19 protein-coding genes are annotated in these 20,954 nt (G+C 59.8%); 13 read left to right on the plus strand and 6 right to left on the minus strand.

Translation table 11 applies throughout. The features are described from left to right. Positions 1-1,355: HEAT repeat domain-containing protein (locus ACIREA_RS07795; RefSeq protein WP_397381696.1), on the plus strand; the 1,355-nt coding region annotated here is incomplete at its 5' end. A gap of 6 nt (positions 1,356-1,361) precedes the next feature. Beyond that, a complete protein-coding gene (locus ACIREA_RS07800; RefSeq protein WP_397381697.1) occupies positions 1,362-1,733 on the plus strand; it encodes a metallopeptidase family protein in 372 nt (123 codons plus the stop codon). A gap of 1 nt (position 1,734) precedes the next feature. Here the strand turns inward: ACIREA_RS07800 and recR are convergent, their stop codons facing one another. From recR to ACIREA_RS07815, 3 genes are read right to left on the minus strand one after another with little or no spacing between them, the layout of a single operon-like run. Next, on the minus strand, positions 1,735-2,343 hold the full coding sequence (gene recR, locus ACIREA_RS07805; protein WP_397381698.1) for a recombination mediator RecR: 609 nt from the start codon (positions 2,341-2,343) through the stop codon (positions 1,735-1,737). A gap of 11 nt (positions 2,344-2,354) precedes the next feature. After that, positions 2,355-3,641, minus strand: a complete 1,287-nt coding sequence (locus ACIREA_RS07810) for an adenylate/guanylate cyclase domain-containing protein (protein ID WP_397381699.1) — start codon at positions 3,639-3,641, stop codon at positions 2,355-2,357. Continuing rightward, complete coding sequence (locus ACIREA_RS07815; protein WP_397381700.1) at positions 3,631-5,313, minus strand: AAA family ATPase; 1,683 nt, start codon at positions 5,311-5,313, stop codon at positions 3,631-3,633. Before ACIREA_RS07815 ends, ACIREA_RS07810 begins: the two co-directional genes overlap by 11 nt. A gap of 129 nt (positions 5,314-5,442) precedes the next feature. Between ACIREA_RS07815 and argC the strand changes: the two genes are divergently transcribed. From argC to ACIREA_RS07850, 7 genes are read left to right on the plus strand one after another with little or no spacing between them, the layout of a single operon-like run. Continuing rightward, positions 5,443-6,492, plus strand: coding sequence for an N-acetyl-gamma-glutamyl-phosphate reductase (gene argC / locus ACIREA_RS07820; RefSeq protein WP_397381701.1), 1,050 nt, complete (start codon positions 5,443-5,445; stop codon positions 6,490-6,492). 4 nt (positions 6,493-6,496) lie between these two features. Beyond that, entirely contained in the window at positions 6,497-7,783 is a 1,287-nt protein-coding gene (gene argJ / locus ACIREA_RS07825) for a bifunctional glutamate N-acetyltransferase/amino-acid acetyltransferase ArgJ (RefSeq protein ID WP_397381702.1), read from the plus strand. Between the two features lie 27 nt (positions 7,784-7,810). After that, the gene (gene argB / locus ACIREA_RS07830) at positions 7,811-8,668 is read left to right on the plus strand and encodes an acetylglutamate kinase (RefSeq protein WP_397381703.1); all 858 of its coding nucleotides are present in this window, start codon (positions 7,811-7,813) and stop codon (positions 8,666-8,668) included. Positions 8,669-8,675: 7 nt separating this feature from the next. Continuing rightward, positions 8,676-9,908 carry an aspartate aminotransferase family protein gene (locus tag ACIREA_RS07835; RefSeq protein WP_397381704.1) on the plus strand — a complete coding sequence of 411 codons (1,233 nt, stop codon included), beginning with the start codon at positions 8,676-8,678 and terminating at the stop codon, positions 9,906-9,908. Between the two features lie 13 nt (positions 9,909-9,921). Further along, positions 9,922-10,824 carry an ornithine carbamoyltransferase gene (gene argF, locus ACIREA_RS07840; protein ID WP_397381705.1) on the plus strand — a complete coding sequence of 301 codons (903 nt, stop codon included), beginning with the start codon at positions 9,922-9,924 and terminating at the stop codon, positions 10,822-10,824. An 8-nt stretch (positions 10,825-10,832) separates the two neighbouring features. After that, entirely contained in the window at positions 10,833-11,645 is an 813-nt protein-coding gene (murI, locus tag ACIREA_RS07845; protein WP_397381706.1) for a glutamate racemase, read from the plus strand. Between the two features lie 60 nt (positions 11,646-11,705). After that, positions 11,706-12,827, plus strand: a complete 1,122-nt coding sequence (locus tag ACIREA_RS07850) for an LptF/LptG family permease (RefSeq protein WP_397381707.1) — start codon at positions 11,706-11,708, stop codon at positions 12,825-12,827. Between the two features lie 12 nt (positions 12,828-12,839). On the opposite strand, the gene ACIREA_RS07855 is transcribed toward ACIREA_RS07850, so the two are convergent. Together ACIREA_RS07855 and ACIREA_RS07860 are read right to left on the minus strand one after the other, a co-directional pair. Further along, a complete protein-coding gene (locus ACIREA_RS07855) occupies positions 12,840-14,138 on the minus strand; it encodes an amidohydrolase (protein WP_397381708.1) in 1,299 nt (432 codons plus the stop codon). A 39-nt stretch (positions 14,139-14,177) separates the two neighbouring features. Continuing rightward, positions 14,178-15,347, minus strand: coding sequence for an alpha/beta hydrolase fold domain-containing protein (locus ACIREA_RS07860; protein ID WP_397381709.1), 1,170 nt, complete (start codon positions 15,345-15,347; stop codon positions 14,178-14,180). Between the two features lie 137 nt (positions 15,348-15,484). Here ACIREA_RS07860 and ACIREA_RS07865 point away from each other — a divergent pair, with 137 nt between their 5' ends. The 3 genes from ACIREA_RS07865 to ACIREA_RS07875 are packed head-to-tail and all read left to right on the plus strand — an operon-like array spanning position 15,485 to position 19,176. Beyond that, positions 15,485-16,696, plus strand: coding sequence for a M14-type cytosolic carboxypeptidase (locus ACIREA_RS07865; RefSeq protein ID WP_397381710.1), 1,212 nt, complete (start codon positions 15,485-15,487; stop codon positions 16,694-16,696). A 24-nt stretch (positions 16,697-16,720) separates the two neighbouring features. After that, positions 16,721-18,175 (plus strand): DUF1501 domain-containing protein, encoded by a 1,455-nt coding sequence (locus tag ACIREA_RS07870; protein ID WP_397381711.1) that lies wholly within the window; start codon positions 16,721-16,723, stop codon positions 18,173-18,175. Positions 18,176-18,231: 56 nt separating this feature from the next. Continuing rightward, complete coding sequence (locus ACIREA_RS07875; protein ID WP_397381712.1) at positions 18,232-19,176, plus strand: TraB/GumN family protein; 945 nt, start codon at positions 18,232-18,234, stop codon at positions 19,174-19,176. Positions 19,177-19,183: 7 nt separating this feature from the next. Here the strand turns inward: ACIREA_RS07875 and ACIREA_RS07880 are convergent, their stop codons facing one another. Beyond that, on the minus strand, positions 19,184-20,155 hold the full coding sequence (locus tag ACIREA_RS07880; protein WP_397381713.1) for an SIS domain-containing protein: 972 nt from the start codon (positions 20,153-20,155) through the stop codon (positions 19,184-19,186). 97 nt (positions 20,156-20,252) lie between these two features. Here ACIREA_RS07880 and ACIREA_RS07885 point away from each other — a divergent pair. After that, on the plus strand, positions 20,253-20,954 hold a 702-nt coding region (locus ACIREA_RS07885), incomplete at its 3' end, for a hypothetical protein (RefSeq protein ID WP_397381714.1).

Here is a 20,954-nt window from a genome sequence, read left to right on the forward strand (position 1 = left end):
GCCAGCTCGGCCCGGAATTGTATCGCAAATGCATCCGGACGTATCTTGAGCGCCATCGCAACAGCATCGTTCGAACTGAAGATCTGCAGGACGTCATTGAAGAAGTCAGCGGGCTTTCGTTTGACCAGTTTTTCGACCAGTGGCTCTTCCATGGCGGCGTGCCTGAATTGAAAATCGACTATGCCTGGGACGCGGCTTCCAAGCAGGCCCGAATCACCGTTCGGCAGACTCAAAAACTCAGCGAACAAGTGCGCCTCTTCCGCGTACCGCTGCCAGTTGGCTTTGCCATTCCCGGACAAAAGGAGCTGCTGCGTGTCAAAGCAGACGTCAGCAAAGAGGTCGAAGACTTTTATTTCCCCCTGCCCGCCCAGCCGGAACTGGTGCGCATCGATCCCGACTACACCGTGCTGGCCAAAGTCGCCTTCACACCAGCAGGTCCTATGCTCGACAAGCAGCTGCAATCTGATGTCCTCGGCCGCCTGCTCGCCATCAGCACGCTTGATGGGAAGCACATCGACAAGCTTGGCAAAGCCCTGCGTGAAGATGCCTTCTACGCCGTCCGTGCAGAAGCAGCGAAAGCCCTCGCGAAAATCGCCGAGCCCGAAGCCCGTGCGGCATTGATCGCAGGCAGCAGCAACCAGCCCGATGCACGCGTGCGCAGGACCATCGTGCAATCTCTTGCGCCCCTGAACACGGCGGAATCCCAGGAGACGCTTTGGAAAATGGCCCAGAGCGAAAAGAACCCCGACATTCTCGCCAGCATCATCGAAACCTGGGGCGCTCGCCCTGGGGATGCCTCAGTTGCCAAAGCACTCCGCACCCACCTGAGCGGCACAAGCTACAACAGCGCGCTTCAGCTCGCCGCCATCAAAGCACTGCGCGCTCAGGACGACGAATCCGCCGTTCCAGACCTGCTGGCCCGGCTGCAGTCCCTCAACGATCTCCGTGGTCGTGATGCAGGCATCGCATTCGATGCAGTCGCCTTCCTCGCACGCCGGCCCACGAACACGCAACGCGACGCCGTGCGTGAATTTCTCTCCACAAAACTCACCGACCCTCGGCCCAGCTGGCGTATAGCCAGCACCAAGGCTCTCGGCACGCTGCGCGATCCCAAGGCGCTTGCCGTGCTGGAGCCACTGCTCGCCAGCGGCAATGCTCGCATCGATCCCGTGCGCGAGGCTGCAGCCAAATCCGTGCAGGACATCCGTGCGGGCTTGGAGAGCCCCGCCGATCTGAAAAAACTCTGGGACCGCGTGCAGCAGTTGCAAAAGCAGGCCGAGGAACAACAGAAAGAACTCGAAACCCTGAAGAAAAAATCACAGCCAGCCGCCGCCGAAAAGAAAACGGGCAAGTAATCAATCATGCGATTCCCACGCCTTCTCACCATCGCCACCAAAGTCGTCAAAGACACTCTTCTCTCACTGCCGTCGGAGATCCGCAATGAAGCTGGAGACTGCCGCATTGAGCTGACGGAGATGGATGCCCTGATCGATATTGATGAGGATCTGGATCCCGATCTGCTGGGCCTGTTTGAAGGTCTCTCCCGCAGTGATGGGCTGCCGGAAACTCCGGACGAGATGCCGCGCATCCGCCTCTTTCTCGACAATCTCTGGGACGAATGCGCCGGTGATCTCACCACCTACCGCCACGAAGTACGCATCACCTTCCTCCATGAACTGGGCCACTACCTTGGGCTGGATGAAGACGAGGTGGCGGCGCTGGGGCTGGAGTGATTCACACCATCTTCCGCCGTCCGTGCAAGGCCTGATACAGCGTGAGTTCATCCACGTGGTCGAGTCCTCCCCCGGCAGGCATGCCCTGCGCCAGACGGGTGACGGCGATGCCAGCCGGGCGCAGCAGATCGGCAATGTAGCTGGCGGTGGCTTCGCCTTCGACATCGGAGCCAAGGGCGATGATGACTTCTTCCGTGTGAAGATCCCGCACACGATTGACCAGTGACTCCATGCGCAGGTCTTCCGGGGTCACATTATCGAGCGGCGAAAGCCTGCCGCCGAGGACGTGATATAAGCCTTGGAACGCTCCTGATCGCTCCATGCGCAGCACATCCGCAGCTTGCTCTACCACGCAAAGCTGCCGCTGCTGGCGGCGCGGATCGTGGCAGAGCAAACACTCGCTGTCGCTTTCAATGAAGAACCCGCAATCATCACAGGGAATGATGCGCTCCCTGGCCTCCAGCAGCGTGTTGGAAAGCAGGGGGATGCGCTCATCACTCTTTTGCAACAGCCAGATCATGAGACGCTCCGCGCTGCGCGGTCCCAGGCCCGGCAACGATTTGAGCTGGGCGACGAGTCGCTGGATCGCAGGTGGATAGTCGATACGCACGGCAAAAAAACTCAGGTCACCGCGAGCTTGCGCGAATGTTTGGGTGTCTCTTTGCCCGGTGAAGATTTTTCCTTCAAAGCCAGATCAACGCGGTCCATGAAGTACTTGAGCGGCGCATCCTCACGGTCCTCGATGACGGCACTGTTGAAGCTTTCCTGCGCCTGCTTCAGATCGCCTTTGCGATACTGCACCACGCCCTGCCAGAAGGAATCACGGGCGCGGATGTCCGGCTCTGGCAGCGCACCTTTCTCAGCAAGCAGTTCATACACCTCGCTCATCTGACTGGAGCCTACGGTGCTGACCATTTCCATCGGGCGCACCTCGGCATTGTCCTTTGCCAGTGCATACGTCCTCGCGCTTAGAAGCACCTTGCTGCCGTACTCGGCATTCAAGATGCAGAGCTGCGAAGCAAAATCGATCACATCTCCCACGGCGCTGAAGCTTTCAAAGTGACTCACCCCAAACAGACCGCAGACCGCCGGCCCGGTGCTGAACGCCACGCCAATCTGCGCCTTCTTGCCGAAGCGCTGATCGATTTCTCGCGTCAGCGTGGCCACGTGGTTGCGCAGCACGGCGGCCACCTGGACGGCGTGAAGAGCATGATGCTCGTCTGTGAGCGGGAATCCAAAGAAGACGCGCACCTGCCGCGCATTGCAGTCATCCAGATAGGCACCGCGCTCGATGAGGAACCCTGAAATGCTGCGCTGAAAATGCGTGGCCAGTTCTTCGAACTGCGATGCCTCAATGCCCGTGGCAAGCTCCCCATGATTCAACAGGCGGCAGGTCAGCACGGTGATCTCACGGCGCTCCGTCATTTTCGCCGGGTTGTTTTGATCCGCGAGCTCCTCAAACAGGCGCGTGGACAGCCGCCCGACGAAGTAATCGCGCATCACATGGCAGCGGTAAGCATTGACCGAACCGCCCACGGCAATGCCCGCGATACCGGCGAACCACAGCGCCAGCGAGCCCGATATGGGCTCAAACAAAACCCCGCTCATGGCCATGATGCAGGCAAAAGTGGTGGTGAGGAAGGTGCCGCCAAGGAGGAAAGCAAAACGCCGCCACTGTGAGGGCATCTCTATGCACACCCAGGCGCTGATGAAGGCTATGCATGTGTAGTAGCCGTATTGCAGCCAAAGCATCTGCTTCAAGCCGCCGGCCGGCAAAATAAAACCGCGCGAATACAGCACTGCGAACCATTCGGCCGTGGCTTTGAAATAACCAAAATGGTACAAGGCCAGCAACGGGATGCAGACCAGCACGCCAATGAACATGGCGGCGACATGATTACGGTTCATGGGCAGGAGTGTCAGGGGTGATGTCGATGATGTTATTGGAAACCGGCTCCGGCTGGCTGCGGCAGGCGTTTACGACGAGCTCACTGACATACTTGTCAGGATTCGCGATCGCGTCCGGAGTGATGACAAAGCTCGTCGCGCCGGTGCTGCGAGTGACGAGTTTGAGGCCAAAGGGATAATCTTTGAAGAGCTTCGCGCACATGGCCTCCACATGCAGACCTTCACGCTGAGCACGCGCGGCGACTGCGGCGATGGCCTCGCTGTCAAAGTCGAGCAGGAAGCCATGCTCACGCTGAAAGCGTTCCGCAAAAGCTCTGACCTCACCCGCATGGGCGGCACCGAGTTCTCTGAACTGGCTGACGGCTTCGGCTCGATATTTGGCAAGCACTTGCTCCGGCTCTTTGACGAGCGAGCCGTCGACTTGGAGTTCTGGCAGACCGAGGCTGGGCATTTCAAATTTGAAGTCACGCAGCACGCGCTCCCAGGCGGTGACTAGACCACGTGCTCCAGTCTTTTCATCCTCCGCGCGGCTGGCGATCTCGCGCAGGGCATCGTCCTTGAAAACTGCCTTGACTCCGTAGGCGGCAAACTCGCGCTCATACTGGCGGATGAGGCTGCCCTCGGAGTTTTTCATGATCTGGAACATGTCGTCCGCGCTCAGCGGATCACACACCACACGCACGGGAAGGCGGCCGATGAATTCCGCCTCGAAACCGTAGTCGATGAAGTCCTTCGTGCGCGCCTCGCGGAACAAATATTCCGAGGAAGTGTCTTTCGTGTCTGCGGAAACGAAGCCGATGGACTTCCGGTTCGTGCGCTTCTCGATGATCTTTTCCAGACCGCCGAAGGCACCGCTGACAATGAAGAGAATGTTGCGCGTGTTTACCACCTCGCGGCCAGTGCGGCCTTTGCGGGTGTCGAACATCATCTGCATCTGGCTGCGGATGTCATTTGGCGCATAGAGGGCCACCTCCGTTTCCTCCATCAGTTTCAGCAGGGTGGTCTGCACGCCGCGCCCGCTCACATCGCGCCCGAGTCTTTCGGGGCCGCTGCTGAGCTTGTCGATTTCATCCAGATAGATGATGCCATGCTCCGCGAGTTCGATGTCGCCATTGGCCTTGGCCACGAGATCGCGCACCAGATCATCCACATCCGCGCCGACGTAGCCGGTTTCACTGAACTTGGTCGCATCCGCCTTCACAAACGGCACGCCGATGAGATCGGCGATGTGTTTGACGAGGTAGGTCTTCCCGACGCCGGTGGGGCCGATGATGATGACGTTCTGCTTGGAAAATTCCAGCCTGGCACCGCCTGACTCAGATGCGCGATCATCTCGCAGCATCTGCGCGTGGTGGTAGTGATCACAAACCGCCGTGGCGAGCACTTTTTTGGCCTCGTCCTGGCGGATCACAAAACGGTCGAGGTGGGCCTTGATGTCGGCAGGGCGGTAGTTGAACTCAAAGACCCGGCCATGGTCGGGCTTGGCCTCTTCGACGGGCTTCTCCTCGCCCTCCGGCATGGGACGTCCTCCGGGGCCTTCCACGCGGGTGAAGAGCACCTGGCCACCCAGAGTGTTTTTGATAAAATCCTCCAACTTGCGCGTGATCTCCTCCGGACTGCCGGGCGCTTTGGGTTTTTCGGTCTCTGGGGGTTCAGGCGTGGGATCGCTCATGGGGGTGCTGACAGTGCGCGAGGCGAAGCCCGCTGACAAGCGGCACGATGCGTGCTCTAGAGGGGCGAGAAATGACCTATTTCAGGGTTGCATGGCCCCCATGACAACCCATACTCCGCCCCCCGCAATATGTCCGCACCCGTCAAAGTCGCCGTCGTAGGAGCCAGTGGTTACTCTGGAGCAGAATTGCTGCGCCTGCTGCTGCGGCACCCAAACGTGGAACTGGTGGCTGTGACTTCGCGCTCGCTGGCAGGAAAAGCGCTCTCCAAGGAGTTTCCGCGCTTCCGCAGTATTGGCGTGGCCGATTCACTGACCTTCACCGCTCCTGACGCCGCTGCCTTGAAAGCCGCCGGTGCCGAGATCACCTTTCTCGCTCTCCCTCACGGGGTGTCCGCTGAATATGCCAAGCCCCTGCTGGAGCTGGGACTCAAGGTGATCGACCTCAGCGCGGACTTCCGTCTGCGGAGTCCGGCGCTCTATGAGGAATTCTACGGCCACGCCCATCCTGCGCCTGAACTGCTGGATGAAGCTGTGTATGCCCTGCCGGAAATACGTGCGGAGCAGATCAAGACCTCACGGCTCATCGCCTGCCCCGGCTGCTACCCCACCAGCATTCTGCTGCCTCTTCTTCCACTGCTGAAGGCGTGCCTGCTGGCGGAGTCTCCGCTCGCCGTGGCCAGCATGAGCGGTGCCAGCGGCGCCGGACGCAAAGAAAGCATTCCCCTCCTCTTCTGCGAAGTACAAAACAGCGTGCGCAGCTACAGCGTGCCGCTGCACCGGCACCTGAGCGAGATCGGGCAGGAACTCGCCATCGCCGCAGGCCGTGAGGTGAAGCTCACTTTTGTACCGCACCTCATGCCCACGCATTCGGGCATCTGCACCACGACCTTTGCGCAGCTGCAGCCGGGAGTCACGATTGATCAAATCAGCGCGGCGCTGCATTCGGCCTACGATTCAGCACCCTTCGTGCGTTTGCTGGGGGTGAATCAGTCTCCAGATACTAAAAACGTCACCGGCACCAACTTCGTGGACATCGGCTGGTCCTATGACGCCCGCGCAGGGCAGCTCATTTTGATGAGCACCGAAGACAACATCGGCAAAGGCGCCTCCGGCCAGGCTGTACAAAACATGAACCTCATCTGCGGCTTCGAGGCCACCGCAGGCCTGCTGTACGTCTAATTTTATGGCGACCAAAGCACACGACGAACGCGAATGCCGCGTCTCTTTCAAAGTCATCGAAGGCGGCGTGACCGCCGCAAAGGGGTTTCGCGCCAGTGCCGTGACCTGCGGGATCAAGAATCCTGAAGCCACCCGCCTTGACCTGGCGCTCATCGTTTCCGACGGCCCAACGACGACTGACGCGGTCTTCACGACGAACAAAGTACGCGCCGCCTGCGTGCGCGTCTGCCAGCAGCACATCAAGGAAAGCGACACCCGTGCCATCATCGCCAACAGCGGCAATGCCAATGCCTGCACCGGCGTGCAGGGCATTCAGGACGCCAAGGCCATGACCAAGGCTGTGGCTGAACAGCTCGGTGTGAAAATGCGCCAGGTGCTCGTCTGCTCCACCGGCATCATCGGCATGCCGATGCCCATTGAGCGTGTCATTGTCAAAGTGCCCGATGCCGTGGCCAAGCTGAAGTCCGATGGTTCCGATGACGCCATGCGCGCGATCATGACGAGCGACACGCAGCCCAAGTCCTTCGCAGTCGATGTGCCCTGCGGCAAAGGCAGCTTCCGTATTGGCGGCATCGCCAAAGGCGCGGGCATGATCTGCCCGAACATGGCCACCATGCTCTGCTTCATCACCACCGACGTGAGGATCGGCAAGGATGAGCTGCACCGCTCCATGCGCTACGCCGTGGAGAAGAGCTTCAACTGCATCACCATCGACGGCGACACCAGCACGAACGACACCGTCATCGTGATGAGCAACGGCCAGTCCGATGTGCCCACGATCAAAAAGGGCTCGCCCGAAGCGGAACTCTTCCGCTGCGCGCTGCACAAGGTGATGCTGGAACTGGCCAAGATGATAGTCTGCGACGGCGAGCGCGTGACCAAGTTCGTCGAAATCCGCGTCCGCAATGCACGCACGCTGGCCGATGCGCGCAAGGTGGCCGAGACCGTCGCCAAATCACTCCTCGTGAAGTGCTCCTTCCATGGCTGCGACCCAAACTGGGGCCGCATCATCCACGCCGTCGGCTATTCCGGCGCGCGCATTCGTGAAGAGCTCATCGACATCTATTTCGGCGGTCTGCAGGCTTGTAAAGGAGGACTCGTCAACCACACGCCTGTGGCGGAGCTGGAAAAGGTCGTTAAGGAACCGAAGTTCACCGTCACCATTGATCTCAATCTAGGCACCAGCGGCTACACCGTTTACACCAGCGACCTCTCCGAAGAATACGTGGATTTCAACAGCTCGGAATACTCCGCCGCCATTCATGCGAAACGCCAGAAAGGCTTCGCTTGATCGGTTCACGCAGTCATCTTCATCGCGATGAATTCACTCGACGCTCAAATCACCAAATCCGCCGTACTTCTTGAAGCCCTGCCTTACATGCAGAGCTTCCGTGGCTGCACGTTTTTGATCAAGGTCGGCGGCAGTGCGATGGAAGACCCCGTGCAGGTGGATTCCTTTCTGCGCGACGTCGTCTTCCTCGAAGCTGTGGGCATCAATCCCGTCATTGTGCACGGTGGCGGCAAGGCGATCTCGAAGGCCATGACCGAGTCCGGTCTGCAGGCGAAGTTCATCAACGGCATGCGCGTCACTGATGACGAGACGATCAAGATCGTCGAAGAAACGCTCGCCCGTGTGATCAACCCGGAAATCGTGACCAAGATCAATGCCTTTGGCGGCAAAGCCGTCGGCATTCCCGGCACGGAAGTCTTTCTGGGCGAAAAGATGAAGGGCGATCTCGGCTGGGTCGGCGAAGTCAACGACTGCAAGCTCGGTCTGATCCAGGCCGCTGTAGCCGGCGAATTCGTGCCCGTGGTTTCTCCCGTCGCCCGTGAGCTCGCCTCTGGCAAAACGCTCAATGTAAACGCCGATCTCGCGGCCTGCGGCCTGGCAAAACGCCTCAAGGCCACGAAGCTCATTTTCCTCAGTGACGTACGCGGTGTGATGCGTGATCCAAAAGACGACACCACGCTAATCCCAAGTCTCGACGAGGCCTCCATCGCCAAACTGAAGGCGGACGGCATCATCAGCGGCGGCATGATTCCCAAGGTGGACTCATCGCTCGATTCGCTGCGTGGCGGCGTGGGCAAGGTGCATCTCATCGACGGCCGCCTGCCGCATGCGCTGATTCTCGAAATCTTCACCGACGGCGGGATCGGCACTGAAATCCATTTGTAATCCTGAGATGAGAACGAGTGATCAACTGATGCAGGAGTTTGTCCTGCCTAACTACGGTCGTTACAACGTTTGGCCGGTGCGTGGCGAAGGCCCGTACGTCTGGGATCGTGATGGGAAAAAGTATCTCGACTTCGCCGGTGGCGTGGCCGTGTGCCCGCTCGGTCACTGCCCACCCACCGTGGTGAAGGCGCTCACGGAGCAGGCAAACACGCTCATCCACGTTTCAAACTGGTACTGCATCGACAAGCAGGCCGAACTGGCGCGCATCCTCGTCGAAGAATGCGTCGGCATTGCCGGCAAATGCTTCTTCTGCAACAGCGGTGCGGAGGCCAATGAAGGCCTGCTCAAGCTGGCTCGGAAATACGGCCAGCAGACCGGCGGGCGCTACGAGATCATCACCTTCACCGGTTCCTTTCATGGCCGCACCTTTGGTGCCATGACCGCCACGGCGCAGGAGAAGATCCATGGAGGATTTGGTCCGCTGCCGCCCGGGTTCGTCTATTCGCCTTTCAATGACATCGTGGCACTCGAAGCTGCGATCACCGACAAGACGGTCGCCATTTTAATGGAGCCCATTCAGGGTGAGAGCGGCGTGAACGCCGTCACTCCCGAGTTCCTGCGCGCCGCCCAGCGCTTGTGCCGCGAGAAAGATCTGCTGCTGCTCCTTGATGAAGTGCAGTGCGGCTTTGGCCGTGCGGGCGAAATGGCCGGCTGGCGCAGCATCATTCCAGGAGATGAAATTCAACCCGATGGCATCAGCTGGGCCAAGGCCATTGGCAGCGGCTTCCCACTGGGCTCTTTCTGGGTCAATGACCGCCGCGATCTGAGCAAGACACTCGGCCCCGGCACGCATGGCACCACCTATGGCGGATCGCCCCTCGCCTGCGCCGTGGGCATCGCCACGCTGCGCACGATTTTGGACGAACACCTCTGCGACAATGCCAAAACGCGCGGTGCCGCCATCGCTGCCGCAGCGTGCACTTGGAATCACGTGCTGATCAAAGAGGTGCGCCAGCTAGGCCTGTTCATCGGCTTTGAACTCAATGCCGAAGCCATCTCCGCGAAATCAGGCGGCAAACTGCCCTCCATCTTCCTTGCTCAGCAATTGCTCGATGCCGGCATGATGGTCACCCCCGCCGGCCCCAATGTCGTGCGCTGGCTCTCACCGCTGAACATCACCGCAGCCCATGCCGACGAAGGGCTCGCCATCTTCAAGAGCGTGCTCGATCAGCTCGCGTAAAACCCGCCAAGATATGAATCACCTCCTTTCCATCGAAGAACTCACCAAGGAACAAATCGAGAGAATCGTCGATCTGGGCTGCGTGCTGAAAAAGGACCGCAAGGCATCACCTCAGGTGCTCACCGGCCAGCAGTGGGCGCTGATTTTCAGCAAGTCTTCGACACGCACGCGGGTCAGCTTTGAAGTGGGCATTCGCGAACTGGGCGGCGCAGTGATGTTCCTCTCCAGCGCTGACATCCAATTGGGCCGCGGCGAGCCGATCAAGGACACCGCACGTGTGATGGGCCGCATGATTCATGGCGCGGTCATCCGCACCTTCGCCCAGCAGGATGTGGTGGATTTTGCCAAATACAGCGGCATCCCCACGATCAACGCCCTGACCGATGACGAGCACCCCTGCCAAGTGCTCGCGGATTTGCAGACGATTCAGGAACGCCTCGGCGGCTGGAAAGGCAAACGCATCTGCTTCCTGGGCGATGGCGACTGCAACATGGCCCGCTCCTGGATCTGGGCTTCGGTCCATCTCGGCTTTGAACTCGTCATTGGAGCCCCCAAGGCGTTTCAACCGCAGGAAAGCTTCATGCATCGTGTCCCCGGCAACACCGTGAGCATCGTCGATGATCCTGCCGAAGCCGTGGGCGCCTGCGATGTCGTTTACACCGATGTCTGGGTCAGCATGGGCAAGGAAGCCGAAAGCGCCGACCGCATCGAGACCCTCAAGCCCTGGCAGATCAACTCCGCCCTCATGAAGCACGCCAATCCTGGCGCCCTCGTCATGCACTGCCTGCCCGCTTATCGCGGCAAGGAAATCACCGAGGAAGTCATGGAAGCCCACGCTGATTTGATCTTCGATCAGGCTGAGAACCGTCTGCATGCGCAGAAGGCCATCATTGTGGAGCTCACGCGGAAAAGTTGATTCCAACCATGAGTCCCCCCGTCACCGCCAGCAGCCCTCTCGGCGTTTTTGACTCCGGCGTTGGCGGTCTGACCGTCGTGCGAGCGCTGCGGGATCTGCTGCCAAATGAGTCGATCGTTTATCTCGGCGACACGGCGCGTGTGCCATATGGCTCCAAATCCCCGGACACAATCCGGCGCTTCTCGATGGAGGACACCCAGTTCCTCGTCTCCCATGGCGTGAAGGCCGTGGTGGTGGCGTGCAACACAGCCACCGCGCATGCCTTGCCGCTGCTGCAGGCCACGTTCCGCGTGCCGGTCATCGGCGTACTCGGCCCTGGAGTTGAGGCAACTCTCGCCGATGCCACTTGCGAACGCGTGGGCATCATCGGCACGGCGGGCACGATCCGCAGTCATGCCTATCAGCATGAGATCGCCATGCGGCGGCCGGACATCATGATCGAGGCGCGTGCCACCCCTCTCTTGGTGCCGTTCGTGGAGGAAGGCTGGACGGATCATCCGGCGCTCAAGTCCGTGCTGCGTGAGTATTTGAAGCCGATGCTCGACAAGGGCATCGACACCCTGGTGCTGGGCTGCACCCACTATCCGCTGCTGATTCCGGTGCTGAAGCGCATTCTCGGGCAGAAAGTGCGCCTCGTGGACTCCGCCAGCACCTGTGCGGCGCATGTGAAAGCCAGCCTCGAACAGGGCGGCCTGCTGCGGACGACCAAATCGAAACCCACGCTCGACATCTACCTCACCGATCATTCCGAGCAGGCGGAGAACCTCGCCAAGCGCTTTCTGGGCACGGATTTCGGCAAGGTCAAAAAGGCCGTCGTTTGAAGCAGCCTATGGCAATCTCAAATTGCCCGGCGGTGAAGACTCGCTAGCCTGACCCACCTCATGTTCCCGCGCATCTTTGACCGCTATCTTGGCCGCCAGGTCGCATCAGCCACGCTGATCGGCGTGGCGCTGCTCAGTGGCGTGATGGTGCTGGGCAATGTTTACAAAAAGCTCGACCAGCTTCTGGGCAACACAGAGCTGCCGACCTCGGTGATCGCGGAGTTCGTGATGCTGGTCATTCCCTTCTCGCTCATTTTCACGATTCCCTGGGCCTTCCTAACCGGGATCCTGCTTGTGTTTGGCCGGCTCTCTGCCGACAACGAACTGGTCTCCCTGCGCATGACCGGCATGTCCATGCCGCGCATCTGCGCCCCTGTCTTTGTTCTGGCGATAGCTCTGAGCGGCATCTGCCTGTGGGTGAATGTGAGCCTTGCACCGGCGGCGAAGGATCGCATGAAGCGGCTGTTTTATCAGGTGGCGGTGAAGAATCCTGAAACCCTGTTCCAGGAGGGCCAGGTGCTGGAGCGCGTGCCCGGCTACCGCATTTACACCAGCAAGCGCCATGACAAGACGCTCACGGACATGCACATCGTCATGCTGAAGGGCGCCCAGGCCAGCACCTACATCCACGCCGACAAAGCGACCCTTCACACCACTCCCGGCTCGATCGATCTGCTGATGGAACTCGAAGGCATGACGGAAGAGACCGTGCCTGTCGATGGACAGGGCCAGCTCGGCGGACTGGCCATGAATCAGCAATGGTTGAAACTGCCGCTCTCAGAAATGCAGAAGGACACCGTGCGTGTGAACGCCAGCATGAAGACCACCAGCGCCCTGGCCGAGGAAGTGCGCACCTGGAAGGATACGGTCACCGGCGAAGCACTGACACCTGTGTCGCGTTCCCTGTCGCTCACCGAACTCAGCAAACGCTACAGCTTCTCGATGGCCTGCTTCACCTTCGCACTGGTGGGCATTCCGCTGGGGGTGACCGCGCAACGTCGTGAGACCTCTTCGGGCTTCGCCCTGAGTTTGATCACGGCCACGGTTTACATCGTCTTCATCATTCTGGCAGACACGCTCAATGATACACCAGCAGCAATGCCGCACCTCATCATGTGGCTGCCCAATGTGATCTTCCTCGGCATGGGCGGCTGGCTGTTCTACAAGCTCAGCCGGAAGTAAAAGCGGCCCGTCTTATTTCTTCAGCAAGCCCATAACCGCCGAGGTCATTGCCGTCACGCCAGTCTCGATGCTGGGCTCTGGAACAGGTTTGAAATACGGAGAATGCAGCGACGGCAGCGAGGTGCCCTTGGCTTTGGCTGCGGCCACGACCGCAGGCGGCTGCGTACCGAGCCAAAACATGCACAGCGGCACCTTGTCCTTCGTCATGCCGTATTCAGAGAAATCTTCTGCGCCCATGACTGGCTCGCGCGTGAGGACGTTGTCTCCACCGATTGCCGCCCCGATGAACCCGCGCACCTCCTGACACAGCTCCGGCTGGTTGTAGAGCGCCGTGGCGCTGTCATCTGACACGAGCACCTCCGGCATCTTGTCAGCGGGCATGCTGGCGGACTCCGCCTGGGCTTTGACGATGCGCTTGATGGAGTCGATCAAGTGCTGCCGCGTTTCCTTTTTGTAGCTGCGCAAGGTAAGTTGCAGGCGCACTTCGTCGGAGATGATGTTGCTCTTCGTGCCCCCATGGATGCTGCCCACCGTGATCACCGCCGGATCTCCAGGCCTCACCTCGCGGCTGACGATGGTCTGCAATGCCAGCACGATTTGTGACGAAAGCACAATGGGGTCTTTGCAGAGGTGCGGCATCGAACCATGCCCGCCCACGCCCTTCACCACGATCTCCACGGAGTCCACATTCGCCAGTGCAAAGCCTTCGACAATGCCAACCGTACCATGCGCCATGTCAGAGGAGCAATGCAGCGCGATGGCTTTGTCAGGCTTGGGAAATTTTGAGAACAGACCCGCACGCAGCATGAACCGTGCGCCAAGCACCCGCTCCTCCGCCGGCTGGCCGATCATGACAATTGTTCCCTGCCATTGATCCCGCAGCTTCACCAAGGCCCGCGCCGTCCCTACAAAGCTGGCCATGTGCACGTCATGGCCGCAGGCATGCATCACGTTCACCTCGCGTCCGAGATCATCCTTCACCACCTTCGTGCTCGCATAGGGAGCCTCCGTCTGCTCCTTCACCGGCAGCGCATCGAGATCCGTACGCACCAGAATCACCGGGCCTTCCCCGTTCTTTAAAACGCCGACGACACCATGACCACCGAGGTTCTCGGTGACTTCGAGTCCAGCTTCACGCAGCTCTTTGGCAATGCGCGCAGCCGTTTCGGTCTCATGCAGGGACAGCTCTGGATTCGTGTGCAGCTCTTTGTAGAGCGTGACGAGTGATGGCAGTTCCTGTTTGAGCACCGAAGTGACATCGGCAGCGACGAGTGATGACCCGACCAGCAAAGAGAGCAAAAACGGTTTCATGCCAAGCACTAAGCCGACAATCCCGGAGTCTTGCAAGACTCAAGGCTGTTTTGGATCGGATTGCCTGTCGAGAAACATCTGCCGCCGGGCTTCGAGCTCGAGCTTTTCTTTTTTCAATTGGATGAGTTCCTCGTTGATACGCGCGCGCATGGGGGAATCATCCTTGTCCTGCTGCTTGTTGGCACCTGTAAGTTCGGCCTGCCTTTGCTGCAGTCGTGCAACTGCGGCCGTCTGACCCAGGCGGCGGGCGTCCTGAATTTGCACCGTGATCTCGTTCAGCTCTTTTTCTTTCGTCTCGCTCATGAGCAAGCCCATCTGGCTAAACTTCGATTGAAGCTTTTTTTCCGCCTGCTCGATCTCACGATCAAACTGCTGCTCGCTCAAAGAAAAGTGCATGGACTCCATCCACTCCGCACACCTCTGCGGCCAGGCGTTGATGGGTTGCTTGTTGTCACGCATGCCGAAGCCATGACCTCCTTTGGTGAAGAGATGCACTTCGCACGGGATGCCGATTTTTTTATACTCGAGGTAGAGTACGGTGGCGGCAGTGGGGTTCTGGCCATCATCATGAGCACAGGCGAGGAACATGGGCGGAGCGTCCTTCGGCACGGTAAAGCCCTCCTTAAGCTTGGTGGGATCTTTGAAGTCCACGAAACCACCGCCATAGATCATGATGCCAAAATCCGGCAACTCGGTCTTCGTGGCGCGGTCACAGGCGATGTGGGCGAGCAGGTTCCCTCCTGCGCTGAAGCCCAGCAGGCCAACACGTTTCGGATCAAGATTCCATTCCTTGGCATGCTCGCGAACAAGGGCGATCGCCCGGGCAGCATCGGCCACCGGCTTTTCATGCGGAGCGGTTTCATCGCGTGTAGGCGTGCGGTATTTGAGCAGGACGCCGGTGACGCCGAGGGTGTTGAGCCACTCGCAAACCTGGCTGCCTTCGTGAATGGCGGAGAGGAAGACAAAGCCGCCGCCCGGAGCGACAATGACGCTGGTGCCATTGGGTTTCTCCGGACGATACACCGTGATCGTAGGATCGTGAATGTCGGTGATGGTGCTTTTGCCTGCCTTGGTGCGGATGAAATCCTCGGTGGCGTTGGAATGAGGAAGCATCTGGCCAGGTGCGCCGTCGGGCCAGAGCTTGAGTTCAACAGGATCGGCTGCACACAAACATGCGGGAGCGATGAGCAGGAGGAGGAGATGTTTCATGAAGTCATTTAAGCCGAGGCCAGCCCTCCCTGACAAGTCTCAAAGCAATTGGCTGGCGACCTCTTTGCGGTTTGAAGAATAAACGTCTCCAAAAGTTTGATGCGCAGGTCGAGCCACAGGTACCGTTGTTTGCCTACATGATTAAATCTCTTTCACTCCTGATCCTCGGCACTGCCATCGCCAATGCAGAGCTGCGGGTGGTCACAGACTTTGAAGGCGGCAATGCAGAAGTGGTGATGCTCGATCAGACAGCGGCAAAGCTGCGCATCATGCCCGCGCTGCATGAGGGGCGTGGCTGGCCCTGCTGGTGGTTCCTGCGGCTGGAAGGCACTACGGCGGGACAAAAGATCACGCTGGAAGTGCAGGGGCAGACGCGGCCTTTTCGTCCCGACACCGTACTGGCCTCTTCCTGGTGCCAGCCGGACCAGGCGGTGCTGAGCCACGATGGCAAAATCTGGCACCAGACCACCAAAGCGGAGCGCACAGCAGACAAGGTGGCGGTGTACCAAGTGCAGGCGGAAGGCCCAAGCCTCTGGCTGGCCTGGGGGCCGCCGTTTGTCCCAGCAACGGCAGAGAGCGTGCTGGCAGGGGTGAAAGCGAAGCTGGGAGATGAAGCGGAGCGCTTTGAACTCGCGAAAACGCGCGATGGCCGGCCGGTGAGCGGCATCCGCATTGGCAAGCCCAACGCGCCACGTCAGGTGTGGGTGAATGCGCGTCAGCATGCCTGGGAGGCAGGCGGCGCGTGGGTGGGGCGCGGCTTCGTGGAATGGCTCGCGAGCGCGGAGGCTCAAGATTTTCGCAAGCGCTGCTGCGTGCATTTCATTCCCATCATGGACGTGGACAATGTGACCCTCGGCGCGGGTGGCAAGGAGTCACTCCCGCAGGATCACAACCGCGACTGGTCGGACGCGCCGTATCACCCCGAAGTGACCGCAGCACAGAAGCGCATCTCCGAGATCCAGGCCACTCACGGGCTGGATGTGTTTCTGGACCTGCACAATCCCGGCCCCACGGATCGTGCGCCGTACTTCTTCGGCCCGTTCGGCTTTGAGCGCATGACCGGCCTCCAACGGGAGAACTACCAGCGCTGGATGGATCTGGCAGCAGCGCACCTCACGGGACCGCTGAAGGTGGAGCCAAAGTACCGCTATGCCACGTATGTGAAGACAGAGGAGGAACGCGGCCGCATGAGCAGTGGCTGGGCCCGTGCGCATGGTGGTGAAGGCACGATTTCAATCACGCTGGAAACAGCCTGGAACACCCCCAACAGTACAGCGGAGAACTACATGACTGTGGGCGGTCAACTGGCCCGCGCACTGGACGCCTATCTGAAAGAGCCGCGGCATTGAGTCCGATACCTCCCCTGCCCTGCCATGCATCCTCTCGACGCCAATCGCCTTCACCTGACCCGCCGTTCCCTCTTTGGGAAAACGGCGCTGGGGATCGGTGGCGCAGCGCTGGGCGGGCTGCTGACACGAGAAGGCTTTGCAGCGCAGGCGCCGGACACCATGGCACCGACGCTGCCTCATTTCGCACCGAAGGCGAAGCGGGTGATCTATTTGCTGCAAAACGGCGCGCCCTCGCATGTGGACCTGTTTGATCACAAACCGATGCTCAAGAAGATGCACGGCACGCAGATCCCGGACAGCATCGCAGCAGGCAAGCGCTTCAGCACCATGACGGGCGGCCAGACGGCGCGTCCGGTTCTGGGCGAGATCTCGAATTTCTCACGCCATGGCCGCAGCGGCGCAACGGTGAGCGACTTCCTGCCGCACACGGCGGCGATGGCGGACGAGCTTTGCTTCATCAAATCCTTACACACCACGCAGGTGAATCATGCGCCGGCCATCACGTTTTTCATGACCGGCAGCGAGCAGGCTGGCCGGCCAGCGATTGGCTCGTGGCTGAGCTACGGCCTCGGCAGCGATGCGGAGGACATGCCAGCCTTTGTGGTGATGACCTCGCGCGACAAGGAGGCGAGCTGTGGCCAGATCTTCTATGACTTCTACTGGGGCAGCGGCTTTCTCCCCTCGAAGTATCAGGGCGTGAAATTTCGCGGCAGTGGCGATCCCGTTTTGTATCTGAGCAATGCAGACGGCATGAGCCGTGAGGTAAAGCGCACCATTCTGGATGGCATTGCAGGATTCAATGAGATGAAGCTCCGTGAGTTTGGCGATCCCGAGATCTCCACGCGCATCGCGCAATACGAGATGGCCTACAAGATGCAGACGAGCGTGCCGGAGCTGACTGACTTCTCCGACGAGCCCAAGCACATCCTCGACATGTACGGCCCGGATGTGATGCGGCAGGGCAGCTACGCCTACAACTGCCTCATGGCGCGTCGTCTCGCCGAGCGCGGCGTGCGCTTTGTGCAGCTTATGCACGCAGGCTGGGACCAGCACCGGAATCTGAACACGCAGCTCAAGATTCAATGCACCGACACCGATGCGCCGAGTGCCGCGCTGGTGAAGGACCTCAAGCAGCGCGGCCTGCTGGAGGACACGCTGGTCATCTGGGGCGGCGAATTTGGCCGCACCCCTTTCCTGCAAGGCAAGATCGAAGACACCAAGCAGTGGGGCCGCGACCACCACCCCTACGTGTTCACTGTCTGGATGGCCGGTGGCGGCGTGAAGCCCGGCATGACCTACGGCGAGAGCGATGAATTCGGCTTCAACGTCGCAAAAGACGGTGTCCATGTGCACGATTTCCAGGCCACCCTGATGCACCTGCTCGGCATCGACCACGAACGCTTCACCTTCCGCTTTCAGGGCCGCCAGTTCCGCCTGACGGATGTTCATGGCAGCGTGGTAAAGCCGGTGCTGGCTTGAGTGATGTCGCACATCCCGGTTGCATCCCGCTCCCGCCGAGTGTTTGAGTCGTTTCAATGCCGATCCCCCGCTTCCTCCTTGCCCTCGCACTCTGCGTCTGCGTCGTGGCATGCAAACGTGAAGATGCGAAGCCGGCCGCGAAGCCGGATGCTGCGGCGTTTGTCGCTGACGGCGGTGGTGATGGCAGCGTGTGGGTGGTGGACGGGCCAAACGGTGGCCGCCTTTTCCTGTGCGGCACCATTCACATTTTACGCGAGAAAGACTACCCCCTGGCCCCGGCCTATGAGGCGGCGTACATGTATTCAAACAAGCTCGTCCTGGAACTGCCACCAGGCGCGGCTTCAGGATCAGAACTGACGAGCCGGATGTCGCAGCTCGGCCAGTATCCAGCAGACAAGTCGCTGGAGGCGAATGTGAACAAGGAAACCTGGGAGGCCGTGAAAACTTGGGCCACCAAACACGGCCTGAAGGATTCCTCTTTGAACCGCTTCCGTCCGTGGTTCGTGGCGCTCATGATCACCTCCACTGAATATGCGGCTCTGGGCGCCAAGTCGGACCAGGGTGTAGACTCTTTCTTTGAGGAACGGGCGAAGAAGGACGGCAAGCCCGCCGAAGGACTCGAAACGGTGGAGTTTCAACTCCAGCTCTTTGCCTCCCTCAGTGAAAAGCAGCAGCGTGAGCTCTTGGAGCAGACGTTGGGAGAGATCAGCTCCGTAAAAGAGGAGTTCGAAAAAATGATCAAGGCCTGGAAATATGGCCAGCTGGATGATCTGAAAGAGATGCTCTTCCGCGAGGCGGAGAAGTACCCCGACCTCATGAATCTTTTCCTCTCCGCCCGCAATCTCTCCTGGATGGACCGTCTGGAGCAGATGCTCAAACGCGGTGAGAAGGTGATGGTACTGGTGGGCACCGGGCATTTCACCTCAGACACCGGCTTGATCGAGCTCTTTCGCAAGCGCGGCTACCGCGTGCGGCATTACCGTGAAGTGACGGACTTCTGAGCAGGCCTCACAAAAGCCGCAGCCGGGTCAGATCCTGCGTATCGACCATGCCCACGGGTTTGCCCGAATCATCGACCACCACGATGTCGTCGATGCGGTTTTTCTCGAGCGTGGCAAGAACCTCGGCGGCGAGTTTGCTGGCCTGAATGCTCACCGGGCGCGGCGTCATGTACTCGTTCACCGGCTTGTCCGCGATGGCGTTGTTCTTCTGAAAAGCGCGAACAAAGTCCCCGTGCGTGAAGACGCCAGCCAGAGTGCCGTCCGGATTCGTCACGATGGCGGCGCCGCTGCGCGCGCGGGTCATGGCCTGTAGTCCCTCGCGCACGGTTGTATCCGGCGGGATGACTGCAAGCTGCTCTCCGCTGCGCATGACATCGCTCACACGCGTGAGCAGGGCGCGGCCCAACGAGCCGCCCGGATGCAGTCTCGCGAAGTCCTCGGATTGAAAGCCCCGCGCTTCCAGCAGCGCCATGGCCAGCGCATCACACAAGACCAGCATCGTCGTGGTGCTGGAGGTCGGAGCCAGATTCAACGGGCAGGCTTCCTGCGTGACGTGGACGTCTAGCACCACATCCGCATTCCGGGCCAGCGTAGACTGCATCCCGCCGGTGATGGCGATGATCGGGATGTCAAAGCGCTTCAAATGCGGCAGCAGGTCCAGCAGTTCGGTCGTTTCGCCGCTGTAGCTGAGCATGATCGCCAGATCACCCGGATCGATGACCCCGAGATCGCCATGCAGAGCATCTCCGACATTGAGCAGCACGGTGGTGGCCCCAGTGCTGTTGAGCGTAGCGGCAAGCTTGCGGCCGATGTTGCCGCTTTTGCCCACACCACAGACGATCAGCTTGCCCCGCTGGCGGACGCCCGTGAGCAGCAGTTCGATGGCCCGGGCAAACGATTCGTCAATGCGCGCATGCAGCCGCTGCAGCTCATCGATTTCGAGCTGGATCACGCGGCGGGCTTTTTCGGGGTAATTCATGGGCAGGAACTGTTAGGCGGGGACTGAGATCCATCAACCAAGTGCTTGAGCCCGAGATACTTCCCCGCCATGATTGATCTGAATTGTTCTTTAATCAATGACCTCTGGCTCCATCGGTTCTCACCGCGCCTTCATGGGTGTTTGCATCACCCTGTGCGTCATCCTGTCGCTGACCCTGTACGTGGGATGGAAATTCTATTTCTTCAACGTCGCCAATCGCAACACCCTGATCGAAAAGGCCCAAAGCGCAGAGAAGAAAGCCCAGGATCTGGAAAAGCTGGGGATCTCCCTTGAGCCGGCCCATGCCGAAGCCCCCACCACTTCGGTGTTGCCCAAACTCACGGCCAGCAGTGCTGCCCCCCCCCCAATCACACCCACAGCTCCTTCCGCCACCCCCACTCTGGCATACTCCCCCAATCAGAATGCTTCACTGCATCCTGCGGAATCCAGCATCAAGGAGATGCCTCTGCTTGAGTCCAGTGATGAAGTGGTTCAGGCATTGCAGTTGCTGGACCAGTATTGGAAAACGGAGTCTTGGAAGGATCGTGTTCCCTTGGTAGCCCATTCTGAGCGGGTCGCCTCCTTGATGAAGGATTACTATGAAGTGCAGGGTGCCTCAGATCCCCTGCCTGGTGCGTTGGTCAGCAAGGCGCGTTATCAGATCGATGGTACGGAAATTCTTTACCTGAGCTATGCCAGCAACCGCCCCACCGGCTCGTTGGAAATCGCCATGCTGCGTGGTCCGCAGGGAAAATTCCAGGTCGACTGGGAAAGCCTCACCGGATATGGCGAGATGTCT

It is taken from the genome of Prosthecobacter sp., from assembly GCF_044373815.1.
In the GTDB taxonomy this organism is placed as follows: domain Bacteria; phylum Verrucomicrobiota; class Verrucomicrobiia; order Verrucomicrobiales; family Verrucomicrobiaceae; genus Prosthecobacter.

What these genes read in the sequence shown, in the direction of transcription:
- murI (WP_397381706.1), top strand. Translation starts at nt 10,833, where the DNA reads ATGAGTCCCCCCGTCACCGCCAGCAGCCCTCTCGGCGTTTTTGACTCC.
- argB (WP_397381703.1), top strand. Translation starts at nt 7,811, where the DNA reads ATGAATTCACTCGACGCTCAAATCACCAAATCCGCCGTACTTCTTGAA.
- argF (WP_397381705.1), top strand. Translation starts at nt 9,922, where the DNA reads ATGAATCACCTCCTTTCCATCGAAGAACTCACCAAGGAACAAATCGAG.
- argJ (WP_397381702.1), top strand. Translation starts at nt 6,497, where the DNA reads ATGGCGACCAAAGCACACGACGAACGCGAATGCCGCGTCTCTTTCAAA.
- ACIREA_RS07865 (WP_397381710.1), top strand. Translation starts at nt 15,485, where the DNA reads ATGATTAAATCTCTTTCACTCCTGATCCTCGGCACTGCCATCGCCAAT.
- ACIREA_RS07835 (WP_397381704.1), top strand. Translation starts at nt 8,676, where the DNA reads ATGAGAACGAGTGATCAACTGATGCAGGAGTTTGTCCTGCCTAACTAC.
- ACIREA_RS07855 (WP_397381708.1), bottom strand. Translation starts at nt 14,138, where the DNA reads ATGAAACCGTTTTTGCTCTCTTTGCTGGTCGGGTCATCACTCGTCGCT.
- ACIREA_RS07800 (WP_397381697.1), top strand. Translation starts at nt 1,362, where the DNA reads ATGCGATTCCCACGCCTTCTCACCATCGCCACCAAAGTCGTCAAAGAC.
- argC (WP_397381701.1), top strand. Translation starts at nt 5,443, where the DNA reads ATGTCCGCACCCGTCAAAGTCGCCGTCGTAGGAGCCAGTGGTTACTCT.
- ACIREA_RS07875 (WP_397381712.1), top strand. Translation starts at nt 18,232, where the DNA reads ATGCCGATCCCCCGCTTCCTCCTTGCCCTCGCACTCTGCGTCTGCGTC.
- ACIREA_RS07880 (WP_397381713.1), bottom strand. Translation starts at nt 20,155, where the DNA reads ATGAATTACCCCGAAAAAGCCCGCCGCGTGATCCAGCTCGAAATCGAT.
- ACIREA_RS07810 (WP_397381699.1), bottom strand. Translation starts at nt 3,641, where the DNA reads ATGAACCGTAATCATGTCGCCGCCATGTTCATTGGCGTGCTGGTCTGC.
- ACIREA_RS07850 (WP_397381707.1), top strand. Translation starts at nt 11,706, where the DNA reads ATGTTCCCGCGCATCTTTGACCGCTATCTTGGCCGCCAGGTCGCATCA.
- ACIREA_RS07860 (WP_397381709.1), bottom strand. Translation starts at nt 15,347, where the DNA reads ATGAAACATCTCCTCCTCCTGCTCATCGCTCCCGCATGTTTGTGTGCA.
- ACIREA_RS07815 (WP_397381700.1), bottom strand. Translation starts at nt 5,313, where the DNA reads ATGAGCGATCCCACGCCTGAACCCCCAGAGACCGAAAAACCCAAAGCG.
- ACIREA_RS07870 (WP_397381711.1), top strand. Translation starts at nt 16,721, where the DNA reads ATGCATCCTCTCGACGCCAATCGCCTTCACCTGACCCGCCGTTCCCTC.